Source organism: Streptomyces sp. NPDC015139 (genome assembly GCF_043079785.1).
Lineage (GTDB): Bacteria > Actinomycetota > Actinomycetes > Streptomycetales > Streptomycetaceae > Streptomyces > Streptomyces albidocamelliae.
On the sequence record NZ_JBIBUW010000040.1, the window covers coordinates 1 to 19,857 of the forward strand.

Sequence of the window (19,857 nt, forward strand, 5' to 3'; positions counted from 1 at the left end):
GTGACGTCACCACGCTGACCGACTCCACGGTCATGGACCTCATCCAGACCAAGCTCCCGGCGGCGTCCAGCGAGGACTGACCGGCACAGGAGGACTCAAGGGAGGGGCCACTGATGCGGTGCCGGTATCTGCTGAGACGGTACGGGTCCGCTATGGCGGATCAGTCCGCTGTCGAGCCCGATACCGATCTCGCGTCATGCCGCTTCCGCCGACCACGAATCCTGCTTCTTCAGCAGCTTCACGAAGGCACGTTCAGGGGGGGAAAGCAGCCGGTCACGGCGCTGCAGGAGGGAGATCGGGCGGCTCTGATGGCCGCTGTCAACGTCCAGCACTACGAGACTGCCCAGCGTCACCTCGTCGCGAACAGCGTACTCGGAGATCAACGAGAGCCCCAGGCCGGCGGCAACGCATCGTTTGAGGGCCTCGGACCCCCACACATCACTGCGAGGGCAGGATTCCAGCTCCCATGACCGGATGATCTGCTCTTGCATATCGCGAGTCTGCGACCCCGGTTCCCGCATCAGGAACCGCTCCCCGGAAAGCTCCTTGAGAGATATAGCCGTACCACGCGCCAAATAATGGTCGCCATGGGCAACGATTACCATCCGCTCCTCGAGGATTTTTTCCGACGTGAATCGAGGTTCGGAGGACACACCCGCCACCACCGCGATCCCCACATTACCGTTCAGTAGATGTTCGCGCACGTTTTCATTATTGTCGACGAGCACGTGAATTTCGATTGCGGGATACATCTGCCGGAAGCGAGCGACGAGGTCCGGCAGGAGATAGGTACCCGCGCTTGTTGAGCCACCGACGAGTAGGCGACCACTTTCCATTCCTCGTATCCGGTCGATCTCGGCGATGGCCTCCTCGGACAGGAGGAAGATCCTTTTGCCGTAGTCGCGGAGCAGCTCCCCCTCAGGGGTCGGGCGCATGCGCGCCCCTGAGCGGTCGATCAGGGTGGTACGCAGGGACTCTTCAAGCCTTCGCACCTGGTTCGATACCGATGGCTGGCTCATATACAGCTTCTGTGCTGCAGCGGAAAAGCCCTGGTTTTCTACCACCTGCATAAAGATCCACAACCGGTGGAGGTCGAGTGTCACGGGTTCTCCTGAGGATGTTGCAAATGTCAGCCATGCATTGTTTGGCGATGCGCCCGGAGCATCATAGCGGCGCCCAAGCGGGGTGCTCTCGTTGCCGCCGTCACATACATACTCGGCATCGGATAGGGCACCGTAGCGAGGAACCAGGTACGGCGCAGGAATGCTACTGTGAATGGAGAAGGTGCGGTGTGGCCGACCCTACGTGCACTCGTAACCGGTGGATCAATGCCGAATACGCCAGCCATTCCCGTGGGATTTAACGGGCTACCGGTGGATCGAGCCGCCGAGCTGATGTTGCACATCGCCGAGCACGTGAGGGTTCCGTCGGTGGTAGGTGCAGCTCAGTGCCGTCTCGGCGATCCGATGCCCGAACTGACGGCCTCTGCCTGAGGCAGCCCGGGATGCGGCCGTGCCCGGCCTCATCCCGGTGAGTGAGATCCTTTCATCCTGTCCATACATTCCTTCCTTCTCGGGATGATTCAGGTCATTCGTAGGATCTGAACACCCGGGGGCCTCGGGTGTGGCTGGCATCCTCTTGCCGATGGTGGGGCTCTCACTGCCTGTTCTCTATCCGCTCGCACGGTCGGACAGGTTCGAACGGGGGCCTGGTTCGGGTGAGTTGTCCGGGGTGAGTGCATGAAGGAAGGGCCTCTTGGTAGCTCGCGGATGTCGAGTCCAGCGAGAAGCAAGAGGCCCTGTTGTCGAAGTGTCGCGTGGTCGTGGTCGCCGAGTCCAGTTCGTCCACTCGTGGGTGACTGCCTCGCCCACAGGTTCGGGAACGCGGTCGACCGGCCGCAGCGCCGGCCCCGATACGGCTCGGACATGAGCGATGCCGAGTGGGCCGTGGTCAGGGACCTGCTGCCGGTTCCGGGCTGGCTTTCGGGCCGCGGCGGGCGTCCGGAGGGCTACTGCCACCGGCAGATGATCGATGCAGTGCGCTATCTCCTCGACAACGGCATCAAGTGGCGGGCGATGCCCGCGGACTTCCCGCCCTTTCTGTGGAACCAGATTTGTCAACTTCCCGCTGGTTTGCCCTGTCTGACGTCGACGATCGGCAATAGGGTCGCGTTGGCGGGAACACCGATCTGACGCGGAGTGGGTCCCGCTGGCGTGGGGACGTCGGTGAGTCGCTGCAGTAGCTGGTCGAGGGCCGCCTGGCCGTCGTCGACCGCGGCGCGTTCGTCGTCGGTCAGGGGGATGGCGGCGAGCATCTTCTGCAGGTTCTCCTTCGCCTCCAGAAGCTGGCCCTTGCTGGAGGCCTTTGGGGTGTAGAAGTCGCAGCGTGCGCAGGCCATGCGGTGCTGGCACTGCTCGAAGAATGTGTAGGTGCACCAGCCGTGGCCGAGGTCGTAGTACTGCCAGGGGTCGCCGTTCGCGGCGGCTCCGGACGCGACGGCGTCGCGGTCGACGAGGACTTCGACGGTGCGGACGTTGCGGGCGAAGTAGCCGGCGTCGTTGTAGGCCCGGGCGAGCGTGTTCGGGGTGATCTTCGCGTAGTGGGCGGTGGCTTCGGGAGTCCGGTGTCCGAGCCATTCCTGGAGCTCGAACAGGGTCATGGGCTCTTTGGCGTTGTAGAGCTGGCTGGCGATGGTGGAGCGGGCTCGGTGGCTGGTGATGTTGCCGCGGACGTCGGCGGTGGGGACGCCAGCCTTGCGGCAGAGCATCGGGATGATCGTTCCGTTGATGTAGTGCTTGGAGACGCGGCGAGCGCGGAAGGCGAACAGGAAGTCCGCGCGCTCGTTGGTTTTCGGGTCGAGGATGGTGGGCTGGTCGGGGCGGGCAGCCTGCCATGCCTCGATCGCCTGCCCCAGCAGCGGGTCGACCGGCTTGGTAAACGCGGTGCCGGTCTTGTGGGTGGGGACGTCGAGCAGGCAGACCGCGTCCCGGGCCAGGACCTCTCCGGAGTCGCCGGGGATGGGCATGCCGTCGTGCTGCCAACGGATGCAGCCGACCCGGAGCCGGGCGACTTCGTCGCTGCGCTGTCCAGCGAAAAGCCAGGTCAGCGTGATGGCCCGGATCAGCTCGGCCGGGTAGGTGCGGCCGTCCGCGGTCGGTAGGTCACCGGACTCGACGTTCAGCCCGGCCCACAACAGCTTGGCCCAGATGTCGTTCGCGATCACGCGCGGGTCGGGGCCCAAGAGGGCCTGGACGCTGCGGGGCGTCCTCAGCGCGTGGGCCGGGTTGAACCGTTGCGGGATCCACTCCCATTCGTGCAGGTCACGGAAGAACGCGCGGGGCACTTTTGAAGTTCCCCCGAGATGCGGAGGAGGGTGACAGCGGGTCAGATGATTCTCACGAGAGGAGATCTGATCATGGCTGCCCCGAGGAAGTACCCGCTTGAGTTGCGGGAGCGTGCGGTGCGGATGTATCGAGTCACCGAGCCGAAGCCGCAGATCAAGCGGATGGCTGTCGATCTCGGTGTGCATCCGGAGGCGCTACGGACCTGGATCAGGCAGGCGGAGGCGGACGCCGGCGAGCGTGATGACCGGCTGACCACCGCCGAGCGTGAGGAGCTGGCCGCGCTCCGAAGGGAGAATGCCCAGCTCAGGCGGGCGAATGAGGTGCTGCGGACGGCATCGGCGTTTTTCGCGGCGCAGCTCGACCCGACCCGGTCCAGGTGACGGCGCTCGTCGACGAGCATCCCCGCCTGGGGGTCGAGTGCGTACTTCGGGAACTGCATATCCCTTCCTCCACGTACTACCGGTGGCGCCGGGCGGAAGCCGAGCCGTGCGAGCGCCGGCGGCGCGATGCGGAGCTGACCGAGCACATCCGCCGGATTCACGCCGGCTCCGGCGGGATCTATGGCTCGCCCCGCGTCCATGCCCAGCTCAAGCGGGAGGGTGTGCACGTGGGACGCAAACGCGTCGAACGTCTGATGCGCCAGGCCGACCTGCAGGGCATCAGCCCGCGCCGCACCAAGGGCTTCACTCGCCGGGACCCGGACGCCGACCTCGCCAACGACCTGGTGCGGCGCGACTTCACCGCGCCGGCGCCCAACCGGCTGTGGGTCACGGACCTGACGATGATCCCCACGCACGAGGGGCCGCTGTGGCTGTCGGCGATCCGCGACGCCTTCTCCCGCCGCGTGGTCGCCTGGGAGACTGCCGCCCGGGCGGACGCCGATCTGGTCCTCGCCGTGCTGGAGTACGCCCTCGCCTCCCGGGAAGTCGTGCCCGGCACGCTCGTCCATCACGCTGACCACGGCTGCCAGTACACATCCGTGAAGCTGACAACACGCCTGGTCAGGGCAGGTATTGAGGCGTCCATGGGGTCGGTCGGCGACAGTTTCGACAATGCCCTCGCCGAGAACCTGTGGTCCACGATCAAGACCGAGTGCATCCGCGGTCGGGTCTTTGCCACCCGGGCCGAGGCGAACCTGGCGCTGTTCGAGTATCTCGACGGCTTCTACAACCCCCGCCGCATCCAGAAACGGCTCCGCTACCTCAGCCCGATCGAGTACGAGGAGAAGCACTACGCCGAGCAGGCAGCGGCCGAACGAGCGAACCTGAACACCCATCAACCCCAGCTGACCAGCTGATCAGCACCTCCCGAGCAGCGGGGGAACCTCACTTTCAAGTAGCCGGACTTCGCCTGCGGGGTGAGCGGCTTGCCGATGCGACCCTGCGACCGCATGCCCGCCGTCCACTGGGAGTAGTCGCCAACCGTCATGCGGTCGACCGCCGCGACCCAAGACGCGCAGGTCTGGCGGGTCCAGAGCTCCGGCCCGGTGACCTCGCGGTGCTCGGCGGCCAGCCAGCGTCCGATCTTCGCGAGGACACTGCGGTAGCTGCTGCGGACGCCCGGCGTCAGCGTCGAGGTCGCGTGCCAGCGCTCGACCCAGTCCGCCCAGCTGCCTGCGGTGCCCTCGATCGCCGTGGGCCCGGGGCCGTGCCGGGGACGCGGCGGCGGATCGGCGTGGCCGAGAGCGGCAACGGCCCGATGGATCCCGTGGAGGTCGCTGGCCCACTCGCTCTCCTGCATGGCCGCGGACGCGCGGACCGCGTCCAGGGCCGGAGGACAGGTCCTCCAGCCGAGGACTGCGGTTCAGCAACAGGATCTGGCAGACCGCCGAGGTGAGCCGGCTGGGACGGCGCTGGTAGCCCCAGTCGCCCAGGACCGCGAGGACCTTCCCGACCGCGGCATCGACCGCGCTCTCGCCGAAGACCCGGTGGGCGAGAGTGGGCCGCTGGAAGCGTCCGACCTGCTCGAACGCGGTAAAGCCGCCAAGGAGGTAGGCGTAGGCGATCACGAACGGGCGCCCGTTCGGGCCGACCTGACCGCCCCACCGACGTCGGAACTCGGCCCCCGACCGGTCAATCAGGTCGACCCAATCCTGGTCGGACCAGCCCCAGTAGCTACGGCCGAGTTCACCACAGCGGACCAGGACCAGGCCAGCCGCGTCGCGGGCGAACCGTCGCTGGTGGCCGGCGCCCGGTGCCCAGCGGAGGCAGTCCCGGGCGTGGGCCAGCGGCTCGACCAGCCGCCTTGGGGCCGCCTGCGGCGTCAGTCCCAAGCGTCTGACCTGCTCGATCCCCAGGGCGCCGAGCGCCTTCGCCTCGGCGTGGGTCAGCAGGGCTCGCCGGTCGTAGCAGGCGAGATCGAGCGGCCATATCCAGTCCGCGGTGTCACCGCTGTCCGCGGAAGTCGCCGGAGTCGCCGTCAACGGTTCACCCCGCCCGGGTGGCCGGCGCGGGTGAGCATGTCGATGCGCCAGGAGTGGATCTGCTGCATGCCGCGGTTCAGCTTCTCCGCGAGGTCCCGTCCGGACAGGTGGATGTAGGTCATGGTCGAATCGGTGTGACGGTGTCCGGCGAAGGTCGCGATGGCATGCAGTTCCCAGCCCATTCTGGCCAGGTCGGTCAGGCAAAGGTGGCGGGTGGTGTGGGTCGAGAAGCGCGGCAGGTCCGCGGCCAGGGCGACGCGGCGGATCACCTTCGACCACGTCCACAGGCTCAGCGGCTGACCGTGGTTGCGACGCGACTCCGACAGGAACAGCGGGCCGCGGGCCCGGCTGATCGTCGCCCTGTGCGCGAGGTATCCGGACAGCAGCACGCCCGTCGGCGCGGAGTACGGCACTACGCGCTCGCGGCGGGTCTTCGTCGTCTCCGCCCTGACCCGAAGCGTCCGGTGGGCTGGATCGACGTCGTCGGTCCGAAGCGAGCACAGTTCCTCGCGTCGCAGAGCGGCTTCGTAGGCCAGGGCGAGCATCACCCGGTTCCGTGCCGGCTCCTCGCGTACGACGTCCAGCAGGTCGAGCCACTGCTGTTCGCTGGGGATCCACGGCAGCTTCACCAGGCGGGGCACCAGGCCGCGCTCGTGGCAGCCGAACTTCCGGCCGGGCGTGTAGCGGCCGCGGCCGACCGGGTTCGACTCCCGCAGCCCTTCCTCTATCAGGTAGTCGTAGAACAGGCGGACCGGCACCAGCCGTTGCTGCAAGGTCGCGTTCGCCAGACCCGCCCCGGAGTCCAGCACGACCACGTTCGCTCCGCGGCGGCTCGGCCGCGTGGACAGGTCCTTCACGAACGCGGCCACGTGCAGCCGGCCCGCCGTGATCGGATCGACGTCGTCCCGCTCGCAGATCAGCAGGTACTCGGCCAGACCCCGCGCGTACGCGTCGATCGTCCGCGGAGCCCTCCCAAGATCCGTCCACACCCGCAGCCACTCGGCCGCCCGCTCATGCCGGCCCAGGACCGGCCACTTCTCCTCCAACACCACCGCGCTGCCCAACACGCCTCCTCAGCCCATGGGGACGCCGCAGGATACGAGATGGCTCCTGCTGCGTCTGATTCCACGTAACTGATAGGCCGCGCGTCTATGCCTTCTTCGCCCGCTGGCGGGACACGGGACTGGTAACCGAGCTGCACGACCGGCTGCGGGAAGCCGTCCGCGCCGGTGAAGGCCGCAGCGCCGAGCCGAGCGCGGGGGTCGTGGACTCGCAGTCGGTGAAGGCGGACGCCACCGTCACCTTCGGCTCACGGGGCTTCGACGCGGGCAAGAAGATCAACGGTCGCAAGCGGCACCTGCTCACCGACACGCTCGGACTTCTCCTGGCCGTGCTGGTCACACCGGCGTCCGTGACCGACCGGGACGGCGCCCGGTCCCTTCTGCCAGCGGCGGCCGGCCGCTTCCGGCGGCTGGCGCGGGTCTGTCCGCGTACTCGTCTGAGTGCACCACCGAGTACGAAGTTATGTGCACCACTGCTCAGGCCACGTCGGTGTCCCGTTCGATGGCCTGGAGACGGTTCTTGAGCCGGTAGCTGTTGCCGTTGATCGGGACGACCTCGCAGTGGTGCAGGAGGCGGTCGAGAATGGCGGTGGCCAGGACCTCGTCGCCGAAGACCTGGCCCCACTCGCCGAAGGTCTTGTTCGAGGTCAGGATGATCGAGCCCTTCTCATAGCGCTTGGAGATCACCTGGAACACCAGGTTCGCCTCGGCCCGCTCCGGCGGCTGGTAGCCCACCTCGTCGACCACGAGGACGCTGGGGCGGAAGTAGCTGGTGAGCTTGCTGATCAGCCGGCCCTGGTCCTCGGCGGCCTTGCATCGCTTCGTATGGACACGTCGGCGAGGTCGTGTGCTGGGTGAAGGAACGGAACGACTTCGGAGGTGGCCGTGCCCGAGCTGTGGGCCGGAACTGATGCGGGCAAGGGCGAGCACCACTACACGGTGATCGACAAGGACGCTACGGTGTTCCTCACCCGACGGGTGCCGAACAACGAGGCCGAGCTGCTGGAATTCCTCGACGACGGCCTCCGGCTGGCCGAGGGTGAACCGGTGACCTGGGCAGTGGACCTCAACGCCAGCGGAGCTGCGCTGTGGATCGCTCTGCTCGTCCAGCGTGAGCAAAAGCTGCTTTTACATCCCCGGCCGCACGGTCCATCACGCAGCCGGCGCCTACCGCGGCAACGGAAAGACGGACGCGAAGGACGCCTTCGTCATCGCCGACACTGCCCGCATGCGCCGGGACCTACAGCCCCTCCAGGCCACCAGCGAGATCGCGATCGACCTGAAGATTCTCACTGCGCGGCGCATGGATCTGTCCGCAGACCGCACGAGGGCGATCAACCGGATGCGCGCGCAGATGCTGGGGTACTTCCCCGCCCTGGAGCGGGCCTTCGACTACAGCACCTCCAAAAGCGCGCTCATCCTGCTGATACCAGACACCCGCCGCCTTGCGCCGAGCCGGCCGGGCCCGGCTGGCGACCTGGCTGAAGGACCACGGAGTGCGCACGCTCAGCATCGCGAAGAACACCGCGGATGCGGCCGTGACCGCAGGCGAGGCCCAGCACAAGGTCGTTCCCGGTGAGAAGACTGCCGCGAAGATGGTCCACACCCTCGCCAGGGAGGTGATGGCCCTCGATCAGGAGATCACGGAACTCGACGCCCTGATCGACGGCCGGTTTCGCGAGCATCCCGACGCGGATGTGATCACGTCCATGGCCGGCATCGGCGCCACCCTCGGCGCCGAGTTCATCGCCGCTACCGGCGGTGACATGAACGCCTTCGGCAGCCCCGACCGGCTCGCCGGCGTCGCCGGACTCGCACCCGTCCCACGCGATTCCGGGAAAGTCTCCGGCAATCTGCGCAGACCACGCCGCTACAGCCGACGCCTGCTTGTTCTACATATCCTCCCAGGTCGCCGCCATCCACTGTCCCGAATCCCAGCGCTTCTATCAGCGCAAACGAGGCGAGGGAAAGAACCACAAGCAAGCCGTCCTCGCCCTGGCCAGACGCTGCTTCGAAGGTGCGCTGGTCGCGTATGAGGGCCCAGAGCACGTTGAGCCGGCAGCCCCGGCGCAGCAGTATGAACTCCTCACTGACCGTCACCGCCGCGACTTGACAACATCATTGGGAATCTCTGAGGAGTGAAAGCGCAGGTCTGCCGAGTTGTGGGTGACATGGCGAAGCCTCCGTCGTTGGTGTGGTGATCTCACTCATCACATCGGCGCCGGAGGCTTCGTTGGTCCCGTACTTTGCCACGTTGGACGTCCCGTACGAGCTCGTCGAGCATGTCTCCTGGCTGCTGCACGCCCGCCGGCACGAGCTGAACTCTCCCTGGCGGCGGTTGGGTTGTTTCAAGCAGGCTCTGCTCGCGCTCGCCCATCTGCGGAAGAACGAGGCACTCGCGCAGGTGGGAGCAGGGTTAGGGGTGCCGGAGGCGACGGCCTGGCGGTATGTCGACGAGACCTGGGACGTCCTCGCAGCGTGAGCCCCGGGCCTCCCAGAAGCTCTGACCGGGCTGGGTGAAGGTGACTTCGTGATCGTTGACAGAAGTCTCGTGCCCACCATTACCGGATCGGCGCGGACGAGCCGTACTACTCGATGAAGCACCGCAAGCATGGGATGAACGTGCAGGTCATTCCCCGACCGGACAGAACGCCCCTGTAGTTCTCCCGCGATCTGCCGGGCCGGACCCACGACCTGACCGCCGCCCGGCATACGGCATCGTCCAGGCCAGCCTGACCCGGCAGATCCTCGTACTTGCCGACCGCGCCTACTAGGGAGCAGGTGCCACCGTCCGCACCCCTACTACCACCACAGCATCCAGCCAGCCCACTACCAGCGGTTCAACCGGGACCACGCCCACCTGAGAGCCCGGCAAACGCGCCTTCGCACTGCTGAAATCGCGGAGAGTCTTCGACGGGCACGATGCACCACCAACCGCATCGGCACCATCGTCAAGGCCATTCACACCCTACTGACCTACAGCTATTCAGGATGAAAAAGCTTCAGTTGGATCGCCCGTCAGCCACCCGGCCCCAGCGCGAGCCGGGTACCTGGTATCGGGTTGACGCCGGCCCATGCCACCTGCCGCGTTCCGATGCAGCTGGACCTGCGAGGCTTCTGCGCAGGCAGGCCGGGATAGGGCTGCACGTAGGGGGTCTCCCCCGCTGGCGAGTGCAGCCAGTCACTTCTCGGTGCAAGCCACTTCACAAATCCCCAAGTGTCACTGCCGGCAGCTGCGTATGCACGTGCAGCGCATCACGCATCCTCACGGCGCGTCCACCGAGAAGGATCCCCACGCCATCCGTATCGAGGGGCGGGTGTCACCTACACACCGGCGATGATGTCACTGTGTGTACGGCGCCAGACCATCCACAGTTACGAGCGTTGAGGTGACCATGCCTACCAACCATGCAGACACTGCTGTAGTCGGCGGGGGAATCATCGGACTCGCACACGCGCTGGCTGCGGCCCGCCGTGGTGACCGCGTTGTCCTGTTCGAGCGCAGTGGCTACTCCGTTGGCGCCTCCATCCGCAGCTTCGGCCTTGTCTGGCCTGTGGGCCAGCCGAACGGCCACCTTCGTCAACGCGCTCTGTGCACACGGGAGATATGGCTGGAGATTGCCAGGAAGACGGGTATGTGGTGTCGGGAGTCAGGCTCCCTGCACCTGGCACGGCATAAGGACGAGGAAGCGGTGCTCGAGGAGTTCCTGTGCATCAACACAGCGGCCGCCGACGAGGGCACCCGCCTGGTGACCTCCGAGGAAGCCGCTAAATTCAGCTCCGCCGTGCGCACCGACGGCCTGCTGTCTGCTCTGTGGAGCCCTGTCGAACTCAACATAGATCCTCGGCAAGCCATTCCAGCGCTGGAGGCCCATCTTGTCGATCACTACGGCGTCGACATTCAGTTCGGTACCACGGTGCGAGGAGTGTCGTTGCCGCACGTGGAAACTTCGAAGGGAATCTGGCATGCAGACCGGGTGTTCGTGTGCAGTGGTGATGACTTCGAGACCCTGTATCCACAGGCCTTCGCGGCCAGCAACATCACGCGCTGCAAGCTGCAGATGATGCGCACGGCTGTGCAACCGGACGCGTGGCAGCTTGGGGCCGCCTTGTGCGCCGGGCTCACCTTGTTGCACTCTGCCGCCTTCAGGTCCTGCATCTCACTTCACGAGCTTCGGGGCCGGATGGAAGATGCTTGGCCCTTCCAGCGAGACAATGGCATCCATGTACTGCTGTCACAAACCGCGAGTGGCGCATTGATCATAGGCGGCAGCCACCACTACGCCCACACCCATGCGCCCTTCGCGGATGAGAATGTCAACGCCGCGATCATGAAATATCTCCACACGTTCGCTCATGCGCCCCACCTGGCTATCGCCCAGCGCTGGGTGGGCTACTACTCCTCGCTGAACGAAGGAGGTACCGAACTTGTCGTCCAGCCCGAGCCGGGGGTGATCATTGTCAACGGGCTCGGTGATGCAGGTATGACCCTGTCGTTCGGCCTGGCCGAGGAAGTTCTTGGCTAAAGGTCGACGCAGCTCAGAGCCCTGCCGAAGCACGGACTGTTCCGGCGTCAGGAGCAGTCACATCCTGACGCCGGAATTTGCCCGGTCGTGGTCAGGACTACGCGGAGTACAAGACGGCCTTGCCCTGCTTGTCACGGCGTACGGCCCCCTTGGCCACCATCGCTTCCAGCGTGCTCCGCACTACCGTGATCTTGATGTTGCGTTCCGGGTGCGCGACCACCAGCGCCTCGGTGACTTCTTGCGCCGAGATGGGCTGCGCCTTGCGGGTGACTTGACTGACCACTAGCTCCCGCAGAGTCGGTCCTCCGCTGCTCTTGCCGCGGCCCTCAGAGGTTGCTGCCGAAGACGCTTTCACTGCAGCAGGCTTCACGGAGCTGTTGTCCTTCGACCTGCCGTTGCGTCGGCTCCTGCCCTGGGGCGGGACCGGCGAAGGTGCCTTGTGGTCCGTCGCCGCCCCGTTGACAGAGACGCCGGGGTCACCAAGTGCTTGCTGCATGTTGACGAGGAGAGCATGGTTGCGGCGCAGGGCCTCGAGACGCCCCTCCAAGGCGGTCAGCTCGTCGGTCAGGCGTTCCTGCGTGAGTGTGTTGCGCTCCAGGTCGTCAGCCAGCCGAGCTGCATACAGCGGCTGGAGATTGGTGGTTTCGTCCTGTCCTTCGGTCACGGTGACCCTCTCTCTCCCTAGCCTGGTCGAGTAATGCAATACTGGATAGTACTCATAGCAAGGCTGAATATGTGCCAGTGTGCCGCATCATTCGGCTCTTCTCTCCACGACGACGCGAAATCCTCCGGCTGCAGAGCGTTCGTTCCGGTCGATGTGCAGCCCTAGTTGAGGTGCCGTGGGCACAGGGTCGGCATGACCGGGATGTGAAGCGAGCTGGACCTGCCGCTGCAGCGTCGACGCCAGCCGGGCGGACGTGGTGCTCCACAGGCTCAAACAGCGCCCGGAACGATCCAAACCCCGATGCCGTTCCCGCCGCTGAGCAGTTGGCGCCGGACGCCTTGAGGCAGTCACTGGACTGCCTCAAAGGTGCGGCGCAAGGCTTGATCGTCAGCATTTTGCCTGTACGGGCGAGGTGCAGGGAACTGAGCGGGTGCGGGCGGGGACCGCAACTGGGCTGTGGACGAAACGGTTTGCGAAGCCGCCTCGGGTAGTGAGGACGGGGCGGCAACGCCTCTGGCGGCGGTCTACCGTGGTCTCTTCCACCAGGTGAGCCGGCACGGCTGGTCTCGGTGCACCTCCGCACTCACTATGCGGCAACTCGCCTCACTTGTCGGCTGCTCACCTGGCACCGTTTGCCGGATCATCCGGCGCCTGCGATCGCTCCTCGCGCTCGAGCCAGCCCCTCGGCCGGTGACAGGCGACGACCGGGAATGCATGATGGCCGCCCACTGATCTCGCACCACGACTGGCCGGTAGCAGCCTCTCTCACGCAATTACCGGCTCAGAGCAGACATGCAAGGTCACCATCGAAGCCGACCCGCCGGGTGGTGGCGTTTGCCTACCCGGCACGTGGCGAGACGGGGCCAGCACGTGTGTGCGAGTCGGCACCGCCTGCCGTGGCGGCAGACACACCATGATCGCGACGGCGAGTGCCCGTGCACCGGTCTGCCCGTCTCACCGTGCAGGAACGCCGGGCGGCCCCGCCTGCGGGGCCGGAGGGAAGACACGATCGCGCACCGAGGCGTGCGGGCCCGAGTCGAGCACACTTTCGCCTGGCTGAACAACTGAAGAGATTCGCCGCGGCTGTCGCCCGAGAGGTGAGGGCCCTAATCGCGCTACATCGGCGGTAGCCCACCTTGCACATCCTCGTCATGCAACAGTGGGACCGTCGGCAGAATGCCACCCAACCCTGCCCACACCGAGCCTCATGCAACACACTTCAGCGGCAGGCGCCTTGCCTTTGGTGCGGTTGCCCTGATAGTAATCGCCGGGGGCACGGCTGGCTGGCGGCACTGCGGGATCACGAGGGCAGCGACATGCCATCCTCAATGGGGCACAGTAGATCGAAGGCCAAGCGGATCGGGGGATACTGTTGCCGGCCTTGCCTTGTGGCCAGGTAGATCGAGTTGGTGATCCGTTTGTGCGGTATGTGCAGTATGCTCAGTCTGCCGGCGTCCAGGCCTCTTTGGGCAAGGTAGCGGGGGACCACGCTGAGCCCCACGCCTCCGGCAACAGCACTCACCACGGTTCGAAGATCGGCCACGGTCAGCGCCGGTGTCGGCGGCTGAATGTCCCAGCAGGTACGGAAGTAGCGTCGGGCCATCGGCATACTGGTCGAGTATCCGATGAAGCTGCGGTGATCGCTTTCCGGCGTGTAGGGGGCTTCTCCGGCCCTACCGATCAGGACGAACTCCTCCTCGTACATGTGACTGAGGTAGAGCTGCCGGGTGGGCACTTCATCGACCTGCGTCACCGCGATGAGGTCCAGCTCGTTGTGTACGAGTGCTGTGGCCAGTTCAGGAGATGGGCCGATTCGGCAGTGCAGGTCGATGCCCCGGGCAAGGAGAGGCGTGAGCCTGGGGACCAGATGCACGGCCAGGAGATCGGCCGGGGCCCCCAAGACCACGGGAGCAGCAGCACCGGACGGCTTGAAAGTGCCCACGGCATCTTCCAGGGCATCCAGGTGCATGGCGATCTGGGTTGCGAGGAGGTCTCCTGCAGGTGTGGGGACAACCCCTCTCCCTCGCCGGCTGAACAGCACCCGCCCCATGTCGGTTTCGAGTGTCTTCAGATGCCGGGAGACCGCGGGCTGGGACACCCCTAGCTGTGCTGCTGCTTTGGCAACCCCTCCGCATCTGTAAACGCACAGGAAGGTGCGGAGCATCGCCAGATCTGCTCCTTGCCTCATGACCGGGAACCTTTCAGCGAGTACCAACGACATTGCTCTGGTGGTGCGTCAGCTTCTCGCCGATCGCCGGGCTCGAGCACCAGCGCCATTGAACACAGAGACACGATCTGTATGCGCCGGCACAGTCACGGGGTTGCCAGAGTAGACACGCAGCCGCTGCTCCAGGCCCGGCGCTGCCGGGTCGGTGTGCCGATTGCGACCTCTTGAGCATCTCGACAGCGCTAACTCAGCCTCTCGGGACGACGTCGGCCTATCGCCTCGCTCTCGCAGCTGATGTCTCTCTGGCGTCACTCAACTTTTCATACATAAGCCTGAGTTGCCAAGTAGGGGCTGAAGTAGGCAGGCGCCAGTGACTCGACCGGAGCCGAGGGGCATGTATACCGTGCGTGCGTCCCCTGCCGCTGTCGCTGCGCCGGGCAGTGACCGACCTATGGTGCGTGAGATCTGTCGCGTCCTCGTGAGCACGAACGGATGCTGCGCACGCCTACGCGCATCTGGGCAGAGATGACTGACACAGAACATACCCACCTGCGTTCCGGTCCGCTGGTGCTGAGGGGCAACGAGCTGCTCGAACGCTGGAAGGCTACGGATTTCGCTACTGGGGGACAATGCGTTGCGCTCAATGGATTTGCCAATGCCCGCCATAGGCAAAGCACTGCGTCGGGAGTCTGCCGGAGGCTGGAGGTCAGGGAGCGGAGCCTACGGCGGACACCCTGCGCCCCGGCCTGCGCCCCGGCCAGCGGAGGATCTTCGGCCGGCCCCGTCCTTGTCAAGGCGGACTCGCCGACGCGACATCGTCGGTATGACGGTTGTCGCTTGGGGCATTGGTGTTTGACGCTTCTGTTGACCGGCTCCCCCGGCGCTTCGTGTGCGAAGCGTCCGAGGGCCGACACAGGCTGGGGTCAACGTAGCCGATGGAGGCAGCCGACGGCATGCAGCCCGCTCACCTGGTGCCGTTCGGGATGTGCTTGAGAACCCAGTAGCCCGATGCGTTGCTGATGACGGTGTAGCGCTGGTGAGGGTGCAATTGCTCAGCTCGTGCGAGCATCTCAGCGCTGTTGTGATCCGGGTCGTAAGACGCGATGTAGTCGGCACCTCGGCCCGCGTCGCCGATCCAGAAGACGCGGCAGCGGTCTGCCAAGTGAGCACTGGGGACAATATCCACCTCTACGGTTGCGCCGTCCGGAACGGTGGCGAGAACGTTTGCTCCTGCCTTGGCAGCGGGGTCAGCGCGATAGGTTGCCGCTTCGGTCAGAGTGGCGAACGGCAGAGTAGTGCACAGTGCAAGGGCTGAAGCCAGGAGCGCAGTGGGCAGGTGTCCTGCGTAGATACGCAAGTACAGGCGCCGGGTGCAGCGGACAGCCGCAAGGGCATCAACGAGGGCAATGGTGGTGATCGGCATCAGCACTGCGCTGTAATGCCAGTCAGTGCTCCAGTAGTGCTCATCGTTCGACAAGAACCTCCACAAGAGGGTAGGCGTGGCGATCAGGAGCAGGGGCGAGCGCAGAGCAAGCAGACCGGTCGTAGGCAGCAGGGTCCAGATCAGGGTGCGGAGCTTCTCGCCACCGCCGTGCCGGAACAGCGCCGTCACCGGGTCGGTTCTATCGCCAATCTTGACCCAATAGTCGTATCCGTGGCCGCTGGCCGCCGGAATGATCACCGTCACCGTGAAGAGGCAGCAGACAGCTCCCACAGCTGCCGTAGCAAGGGCGATCAACGCCAGACCCGTTCTGCCACGGCGGCAACGTTGTGCAGTAATCAGGGCAACGACCATGCAGGTCATTCCCAGATCCTCCTTGACCAACACCAGTGGCAGCGCCCACAGCAGTGCGGCATACCACCGTCTTGTCACCAACGCGGACAGGCTTGCAGCAATCATCGGAACCGCGAAGGCGATCTCGTGGAAGTCGAAGTCGGCTGCTCGCTGAAGTCCCCACGACAGCCCGTAGCTCGCACCTAGCAGCAGACCAGTCCGGCGTCCCAGCAAGTGCGCCGCAGCGCTGGTAACCGGCCAAACGGACCAGCCAAGCAGAACGCTTTGGGCCATCAGGAGGGTAACGGGACTCGGCCATATTCCGTGCAAGGGCGCCAAAAGGGCCACTACAGGGCTGAAGTGGTCACCCAGGATGTTGAATCCGGGGCCCTTGAGGTCCGAGACCGGTTCCTGCCAATGGGCATAGCCGCTTACAACCTGCTCGAATATTCCCAGGTCCCAGGACATCGTGCGGTAGTTCAGCCACCGGGACAGTGCAAGGACTGCGTACAGCGCTGTGCAAGTGACTGCCAGTAGATGGCCGTCGAGACGCTGCGGCGGCGACCATCGACTCGGCGTTCCTAACATGGCTGCACGGCTTTTGTTCTTCAATCGCGTTTTCTGCGTCACGGTCGCTGTCCAGGGGCGATGGAGTGGGGAAAGAGAGACGACGCGGGAGCAGTGTGAGGCGTCAGCGTCTGCCCGGGCGGTGCTGCGGGCGGGCCAGAGGGCCCATGAGCCAGAACGGCGGCTGCCACCGCTCCCGCTGTCATGACCACCGCAGCAGCGGCTGCAGCAGCGAGCCGCCGCCGGCGTCGGGCAGCACCCCGTTCGGAAATTCTGGCTGCGGCATCTGGTGCCGCGAACCGGCCAGCGTCCTCGGCGGCCGCCCTGAGCATGAGGCGCAGCCCTGCGCTGTCGTCAGCGGAGTCAGAAAAGGAAGTTGACCAGCGCTCAGTCATTGCGCGAGCCTCCTTTGAAGCCCTCCAACAAGCTGGCCAGCGCCGAGCGGCCCCTGAACAGCTGGGTTTTGACAGTTCCGGTACTTACACCGGCCTCGGCGGCAACCTGCTCCACCGTCATGTCGCAGAGGTAGAACATGACGATCACCAGGCGCTGCCGGTCAGGAAGGCGTGCAAGCGCCTGGGCTACGGCAACCGACTGCTCGTCAGGTGCCGCCACTTCTCGTGGCTGACCGGCCATGGCGCGGTGCCATGCTTCCCGGCCGCGGCGCCGGCGCCTGAACCGGCTGATGGCTAGCCGGAAGGCCACGGTGCGCACCCACGCCTCCGGGCAGGACGCTGTTTCCATGGAGCGCCGACGTACCCAGCAGCGCACGAACGCCTCCTGCACGGTGTCCTCTGCCTCGTGCAGGTTGCCGGTCAGTAGATAGACCTGTCCGATAAGACGCCTCGCACATGACGCGTAGAACTCCTCATATTCCTCGATGGTCACAACGCAGACTCCCCTGAGCGACCCTGTCACCCTCTCTACGTCTGGCCAGCTTGGTAGGTTGACATCACGTCCCAGCATTACTGCGAGTGACTATTCATGCACGATGGGGCCGCGCGGCACGGCTCACACACCCAAGGATTGAGTACCTCGCCTGCACCTGCCGTAGAAACGGAAGTGGACCTCTGCCCGTCTAAGGGGAGGGCGAGGACTCGGCCGGGAGACAGATGCAGTCTCAGCACACCCAGCCCCTGCCCCGATGGATGGTTGAGCCGACGAAAGAGAGAGCGTGTCCGTGAGTTCCGATTCTGTCCCGCAGCCGTTCGCCCTGCGCTTTGCCAGGCCGCTTCCAGCACAGCTGGCGATCAAGCCGTACACCTATGATGCGGACGCGCAACTGAACCGGTACAGCTCCGGCCTGCCGGTGGCCAGCTGCCCCAAAGGGATGCGGGCCCTGGGCACCACCGTTTCGACAGCGGGTTCGAAGACACACTTCGATGATTGACATGCGCCGGGTGCTAACTCTGCTCGAACAGGACGAGCAGCCATTCACTCTCCCTTCTACTGAACTTGTAGGCGCGGTGTCGTGAGGGCTGAGAGGTTTTGATCGTCGCGGTAGGCCAGGACTGTGAGGTATCCGCAGGGTGGGGGCCTGGCGCCTGAGCGGCAGGCGTTTGGGGAGGGTGTCCGGATGAGGGCGGCTGAGTTGTTCGCTGCCGGGCAGGACAATGCGGCGGTCGCGCGGGAGTTACGGGTCAGCGTTCGGTCCGCGCAAAGGTGGCGGCGGTCGTGGCAGGAACGAGGTGCCGACGGGCTGCGCTCACGCGGTGCGGTCTCCCGCCCGAAACTTAGCCACGCGCTGTTCGCCGTACTGGAGGAGGAACTGGCCAGAGGTCCGGGTGCTCATGGCTGGCCGGACCAGACCTGGACCCTGGCTCGGATCAAGACGCTGATCGGCCGCAGGTTCCACAAGACCATGACACGGTCCGGCATCGCGCAGATGCTGCGTCGGCACGGCTGGAGCCATCAAGTTCCCGCCTGCCGCGCCCTCAGGCGCAACGAGGACGTAGTGGCCGGCTGGGTCAAGGACGTGTGGCCGCACGTGGAATGACCGCGGCCGGACTGGCCGCGGACCGCCTAGTGCTGGATTCCTCAAACGGTGTACACATACCGGCGTCGTAGCAGGCGAGTTGGTGGTGCGGGTCTTCCCCATACCCAGGGCCGGGCTCGGGTGTTGAGCTGGGCTGTTGCAAGGCGGGTGGCGTGTTCGATCTCGGAGGGCCCGGCGAAGGACTGGCCGGCGAGGGCGGCCTTGCGGAAGATGCGCCACCAGCCTTCCTGGAGGTTGAGCCAGCAGGCGCCGACGGGGATGAAGACGTGCCTGATTCTGGGGTGGTCCTCCAGCCAGGTGCGGGTGGACAGGCTGTTGTGTGAGGAGAGGTTGTCGGTGACGACGTAGATGTCACCAGTGGGATTGGCTGCCTCGACCTTCTGAAGGAACTGCTGATAGAAGACGCTGTTGCGGGAGGAGGCGGTCATGGTGACCTCATGTCCGTCCCGCACTCTCAGAGCGCCGTAGACCCAGGTCTTCTCCGGCCCACGGCCGTAGTCCACCTCGGACTTGATGCGGTGGCCGTCCGGCGACCAGCCCGGCGCCGGCGGAAACGTACGCGGGATCACAGGCCCGAGCTCGTCGGCGCAGACGACCGTCGCGCACCCGGGCGGGCAGGTATAGAGGCCGATGATCCTCGTCCTTTTCCCTCGAAGTCCGGATCCTTCGAGCGGGTCCAGGACCGGGTGCGGCGCCAGCGGACCCCCTCGGCCAGCAGGATTCTGCGGACCTGGCTGCGGCCGATGGTGATACCCAGCCGTCCGGCCTCGGCGGCCAGCGCGTCCAGGGTCCATTCCGGCGGCCCGGACTCATCCGCCGCGGCCAGCTCCCCGCCCGCCTGCACGGTCAGCCGGCCCGGCGCCGGCTGTCTGACCAGGCCGATGATCCTGGAGCGTTCCGCTTCGGTGATCCGACACTTGCGGCCCTGACCGCCCAGGTCCTCCAGCCCGTCCAGGCCCGAGCGGTTGAAGCGGTGCAACCAACGGCGGACCGTCTTCGGGCTGCACCTGAGCTCGTCCGTGATGGCCGGCACCCGCTGCCCGGCCCAGCTCAGCTCGACCATCCGAGCCCGCACCACCAGATCCCGCGGCGCCTTGCGCGCTCGCGACAGTCGACGCACCAGCCGTTGCTCGTTCTCGTCACGGCTCGGCCGTGCCCGTAACACCACCGTCCAGCACCCGCCCCCGAGCGAACGAACCACCCCGCCATCAGGACATATACCCAGCGAAAGCGGAATCCAGCACTAGGGCCTGTGTGATGTCGTGATCAGTCGGTGGTCTTCAGGAGGTCGTCGATCCAGATCATTGCGGCGCGGAGGTGGAGGCCTGCGATATAG

At 65.7% G+C, this 19,857-nt stretch carries 16 protein-coding genes and 4 pseudogenes; 9 read left to right on the plus strand and 11 right to left on the minus strand.

All coding sequences use genetic code 11. The features are described 5' to 3' along the window. Positions 1-194: 194 nt before the first annotated feature. On the minus strand, positions 195-1,103 hold the full coding sequence (locus tag ACF08B_RS40635) for a LysR family transcriptional regulator (protein WP_392322070.1): 909 nt from the start codon (positions 1,101-1,103) through the stop codon (positions 195-197). Positions 1,104-1,925: 822 nt separating this feature from the next. On the opposite strand from ACF08B_RS40635, the gene ACF08B_RS40640 reads away from it, so the two are divergent. Further along, the gene (locus tag ACF08B_RS40640; RefSeq protein ID WP_392322071.1) at positions 1,926-2,192 is read left to right on the plus strand and encodes a transposase; all 267 of its coding nucleotides are present in this window, start codon (positions 1,926-1,928) and stop codon (positions 2,190-2,192) included. Here ACF08B_RS40640 and ACF08B_RS40645 read toward each other — a convergent pair. After that, positions 2,117-3,343, minus strand: coding sequence for a tyrosine-type recombinase/integrase (locus ACF08B_RS40645; RefSeq protein ID WP_392322072.1), 1,227 nt, complete (start codon positions 3,341-3,343; stop codon positions 2,117-2,119). The genes ACF08B_RS40640 and ACF08B_RS40645 overlap by 76 nt on opposite strands. Positions 3,344-3,415: 72 nt before the next feature. Between ACF08B_RS40645 and ACF08B_RS40650 the strand changes: the two genes are divergently transcribed. Both ACF08B_RS40650 and ACF08B_RS40655 read left to right on the plus strand, forming a co-directional pair. Beyond that, positions 3,416-3,724 (plus strand): transposase, encoded by a 309-nt coding sequence (locus ACF08B_RS40650; RefSeq protein WP_392322073.1) that lies wholly within the window; start codon positions 3,416-3,418, stop codon positions 3,722-3,724. Beyond that, the gene (locus ACF08B_RS40655; RefSeq protein ID WP_392322074.1) at positions 3,721-4,641 is read left to right on the plus strand and encodes an IS3 family transposase; all 921 of its coding nucleotides are present in this window, start codon (positions 3,721-3,723) and stop codon (positions 4,639-4,641) included. Before ACF08B_RS40650 ends, ACF08B_RS40655 begins: the two co-directional genes overlap by 4 nt. Here ACF08B_RS40655 and ACF08B_RS40660 read toward each other — a convergent pair. Together ACF08B_RS40660 and ACF08B_RS40665 are read right to left on the minus strand one after the other, a co-directional pair. After that, positions 4,620-5,084: a hypothetical protein gene (locus ACF08B_RS40660; RefSeq protein ID WP_392322075.1), complete on the minus strand. Its 465-nt coding sequence runs from the start codon at positions 5,082-5,084 to the stop codon at positions 4,620-4,622. The two genes, ACF08B_RS40655 and ACF08B_RS40660, sit on opposite strands and share 22 nt — an antisense overlap. Before the next feature lie 678 nt (positions 5,085-5,762). Continuing rightward, on the minus strand, positions 5,763-6,833 hold the full coding sequence (locus ACF08B_RS40665) for a tyrosine-type recombinase/integrase (RefSeq protein ID WP_392322076.1): 1,071 nt from the start codon (positions 6,831-6,833) through the stop codon (positions 5,763-5,765). Between the two features lie 80 nt (positions 6,834-6,913). Between ACF08B_RS40665 and ACF08B_RS40670 the strand changes: the two are divergent. Then, a pseudogene (locus tag ACF08B_RS40670) lies at positions 6,914-7,210 on the plus strand (transposase); the annotation flags it as partial. A gap of 94 nt (positions 7,211-7,304) precedes the next feature. On the opposite strand, the pseudogene ACF08B_RS40675 reads toward ACF08B_RS40670, so the two are convergent. Further along, positions 7,305-7,649 (minus strand): annotated as a pseudogene (locus ACF08B_RS40675) (ATP-binding protein); the annotation flags it as partial. 63 nt (positions 7,650-7,712) lie between these two features. On the opposite strand from ACF08B_RS40675, the pseudogene ACF08B_RS40680 reads away from it, so the two are divergent. The 3 genes and pseudogenes from ACF08B_RS40680 to ACF08B_RS40690 form a co-directional block, all read left to right on the plus strand. After that, positions 7,713-8,834 (plus strand): annotated as a pseudogene (locus ACF08B_RS40680) (IS110 family transposase); the annotation flags it as partial. 187 nt (positions 8,835-9,021) lie between these two features. After that, positions 9,022-9,822 (plus strand): annotated as a pseudogene (locus ACF08B_RS40685) (transposase family protein). Between the two features lie 400 nt (positions 9,823-10,222). Then, on the plus strand, positions 10,223-11,353 hold the full coding sequence (locus ACF08B_RS40690; protein WP_392322077.1) for a TIGR03364 family FAD-dependent oxidoreductase: 1,131 nt from the start codon (positions 10,223-10,225) through the stop codon (positions 11,351-11,353). Between the two features lie 97 nt (positions 11,354-11,450). Here the strand turns inward: ACF08B_RS40690 and ACF08B_RS40695 are convergent, their stop codons facing one another. The 4 genes from ACF08B_RS40695 to ACF08B_RS40710 all read right to left on the minus strand — a co-directional run bounded on the left by ACF08B_RS40695 (position 11,451) and on the right by ACF08B_RS40710 (position 17,413). Then, positions 11,451-12,017 (minus strand): BlaI/MecI/CopY family transcriptional regulator, encoded by a 567-nt coding sequence (locus ACF08B_RS40695; RefSeq protein ID WP_392322078.1) that lies wholly within the window; start codon positions 12,015-12,017, stop codon positions 11,451-11,453. A 1,300-nt stretch (positions 12,018-13,317) separates the two neighbouring features. Then, entirely contained in the window at positions 13,318-14,181 is an 864-nt protein-coding gene (locus tag ACF08B_RS40700; RefSeq protein WP_392322079.1) for a LysR family transcriptional regulator, read from the minus strand. A gap of 967 nt (positions 14,182-15,148) precedes the next feature. Next, positions 15,149-16,588: a DUF2079 domain-containing protein gene (locus ACF08B_RS40705; protein ID WP_392322080.1), complete on the minus strand. Its 1,440-nt coding sequence runs from the start codon at positions 16,586-16,588 to the stop codon at positions 15,149-15,151. Positions 16,589-16,912: 324 nt separating this feature from the next. Then, a complete protein-coding gene (locus ACF08B_RS40710) occupies positions 16,913-17,413 on the minus strand; it encodes a SigE family RNA polymerase sigma factor (RefSeq protein ID WP_392322081.1) in 501 nt (166 codons plus the stop codon). A 286-nt stretch (positions 17,414-17,699) separates the two neighbouring features. Between ACF08B_RS40710 and tgmA the strand changes: the two genes are divergently transcribed. Both tgmA and ACF08B_RS40720 read left to right on the plus strand, forming a co-directional pair. Then, the gene (tgmA, locus tag ACF08B_RS40715; protein ID WP_392322082.1) at positions 17,700-17,915 is read left to right on the plus strand and encodes a putative ATP-grasp-modified RiPP; all 216 of its coding nucleotides are present in this window, start codon (positions 17,700-17,702) and stop codon (positions 17,913-17,915) included. A gap of 186 nt (positions 17,916-18,101) precedes the next feature. Then, on the plus strand, positions 18,102-18,521 hold the full coding sequence (locus ACF08B_RS40720; protein WP_392322083.1) for a winged helix-turn-helix domain-containing protein: 420 nt from the start codon (positions 18,102-18,104) through the stop codon (positions 18,519-18,521). 41 nt (positions 18,522-18,562) lie between these two features. On the opposite strand, the gene ACF08B_RS40725 is transcribed toward ACF08B_RS40720, so the two are convergent. Both ACF08B_RS40725 and ACF08B_RS40730 read right to left on the minus strand, forming a co-directional pair. Further along, complete coding sequence (locus tag ACF08B_RS40725; protein ID WP_392322085.1) at positions 18,563-19,156, minus strand: IS630 family transposase; 594 nt, start codon at positions 19,154-19,156, stop codon at positions 18,563-18,565. Continuing rightward, on the minus strand, positions 19,087-19,722 hold the full coding sequence (locus ACF08B_RS40730) for a transposase (RefSeq protein WP_392322084.1): 636 nt from the start codon (positions 19,720-19,722) through the stop codon (positions 19,087-19,089). The genes ACF08B_RS40725 and ACF08B_RS40730 overlap by 70 nt, the downstream gene beginning before the upstream one ends. Positions 19,723-19,857: the final 135 nt, after the last annotated feature.

Bases quoted from the DNA above. Each gene is read 5' to 3' on its own strand.
- ACF08B_RS40640 (WP_392322071.1), top strand. From the start codon at position 1,926: ATGAGCGATGCCGAGTGGGCCGTGGTCAGGGACCTGCTGCCGGTTCCG.
- ACF08B_RS40650 (WP_392322073.1), top strand. From the start codon at position 3,416: ATGGCTGCCCCGAGGAAGTACCCGCTTGAGTTGCGGGAGCGTGCGGTG.
- ACF08B_RS40660 (WP_392322075.1), bottom strand. From the start codon at position 5,084: ATGCAGGAGAGCGAGTGGGCCAGCGACCTCCACGGGATCCATCGGGCC.
- ACF08B_RS40690 (WP_392322077.1), top strand. From the start codon at position 10,223: ATGCCTACCAACCATGCAGACACTGCTGTAGTCGGCGGGGGAATCATC.
- ACF08B_RS40700 (WP_392322079.1), bottom strand. From the start codon at position 14,181: ATGCTCCGCACCTTCCTGTGCGTTTACAGATGCGGAGGGGTTGCCAAA.
- ACF08B_RS40720 (WP_392322083.1), top strand. From the start codon at position 18,102: ATGAGGGCGGCTGAGTTGTTCGCTGCCGGGCAGGACAATGCGGCGGTC.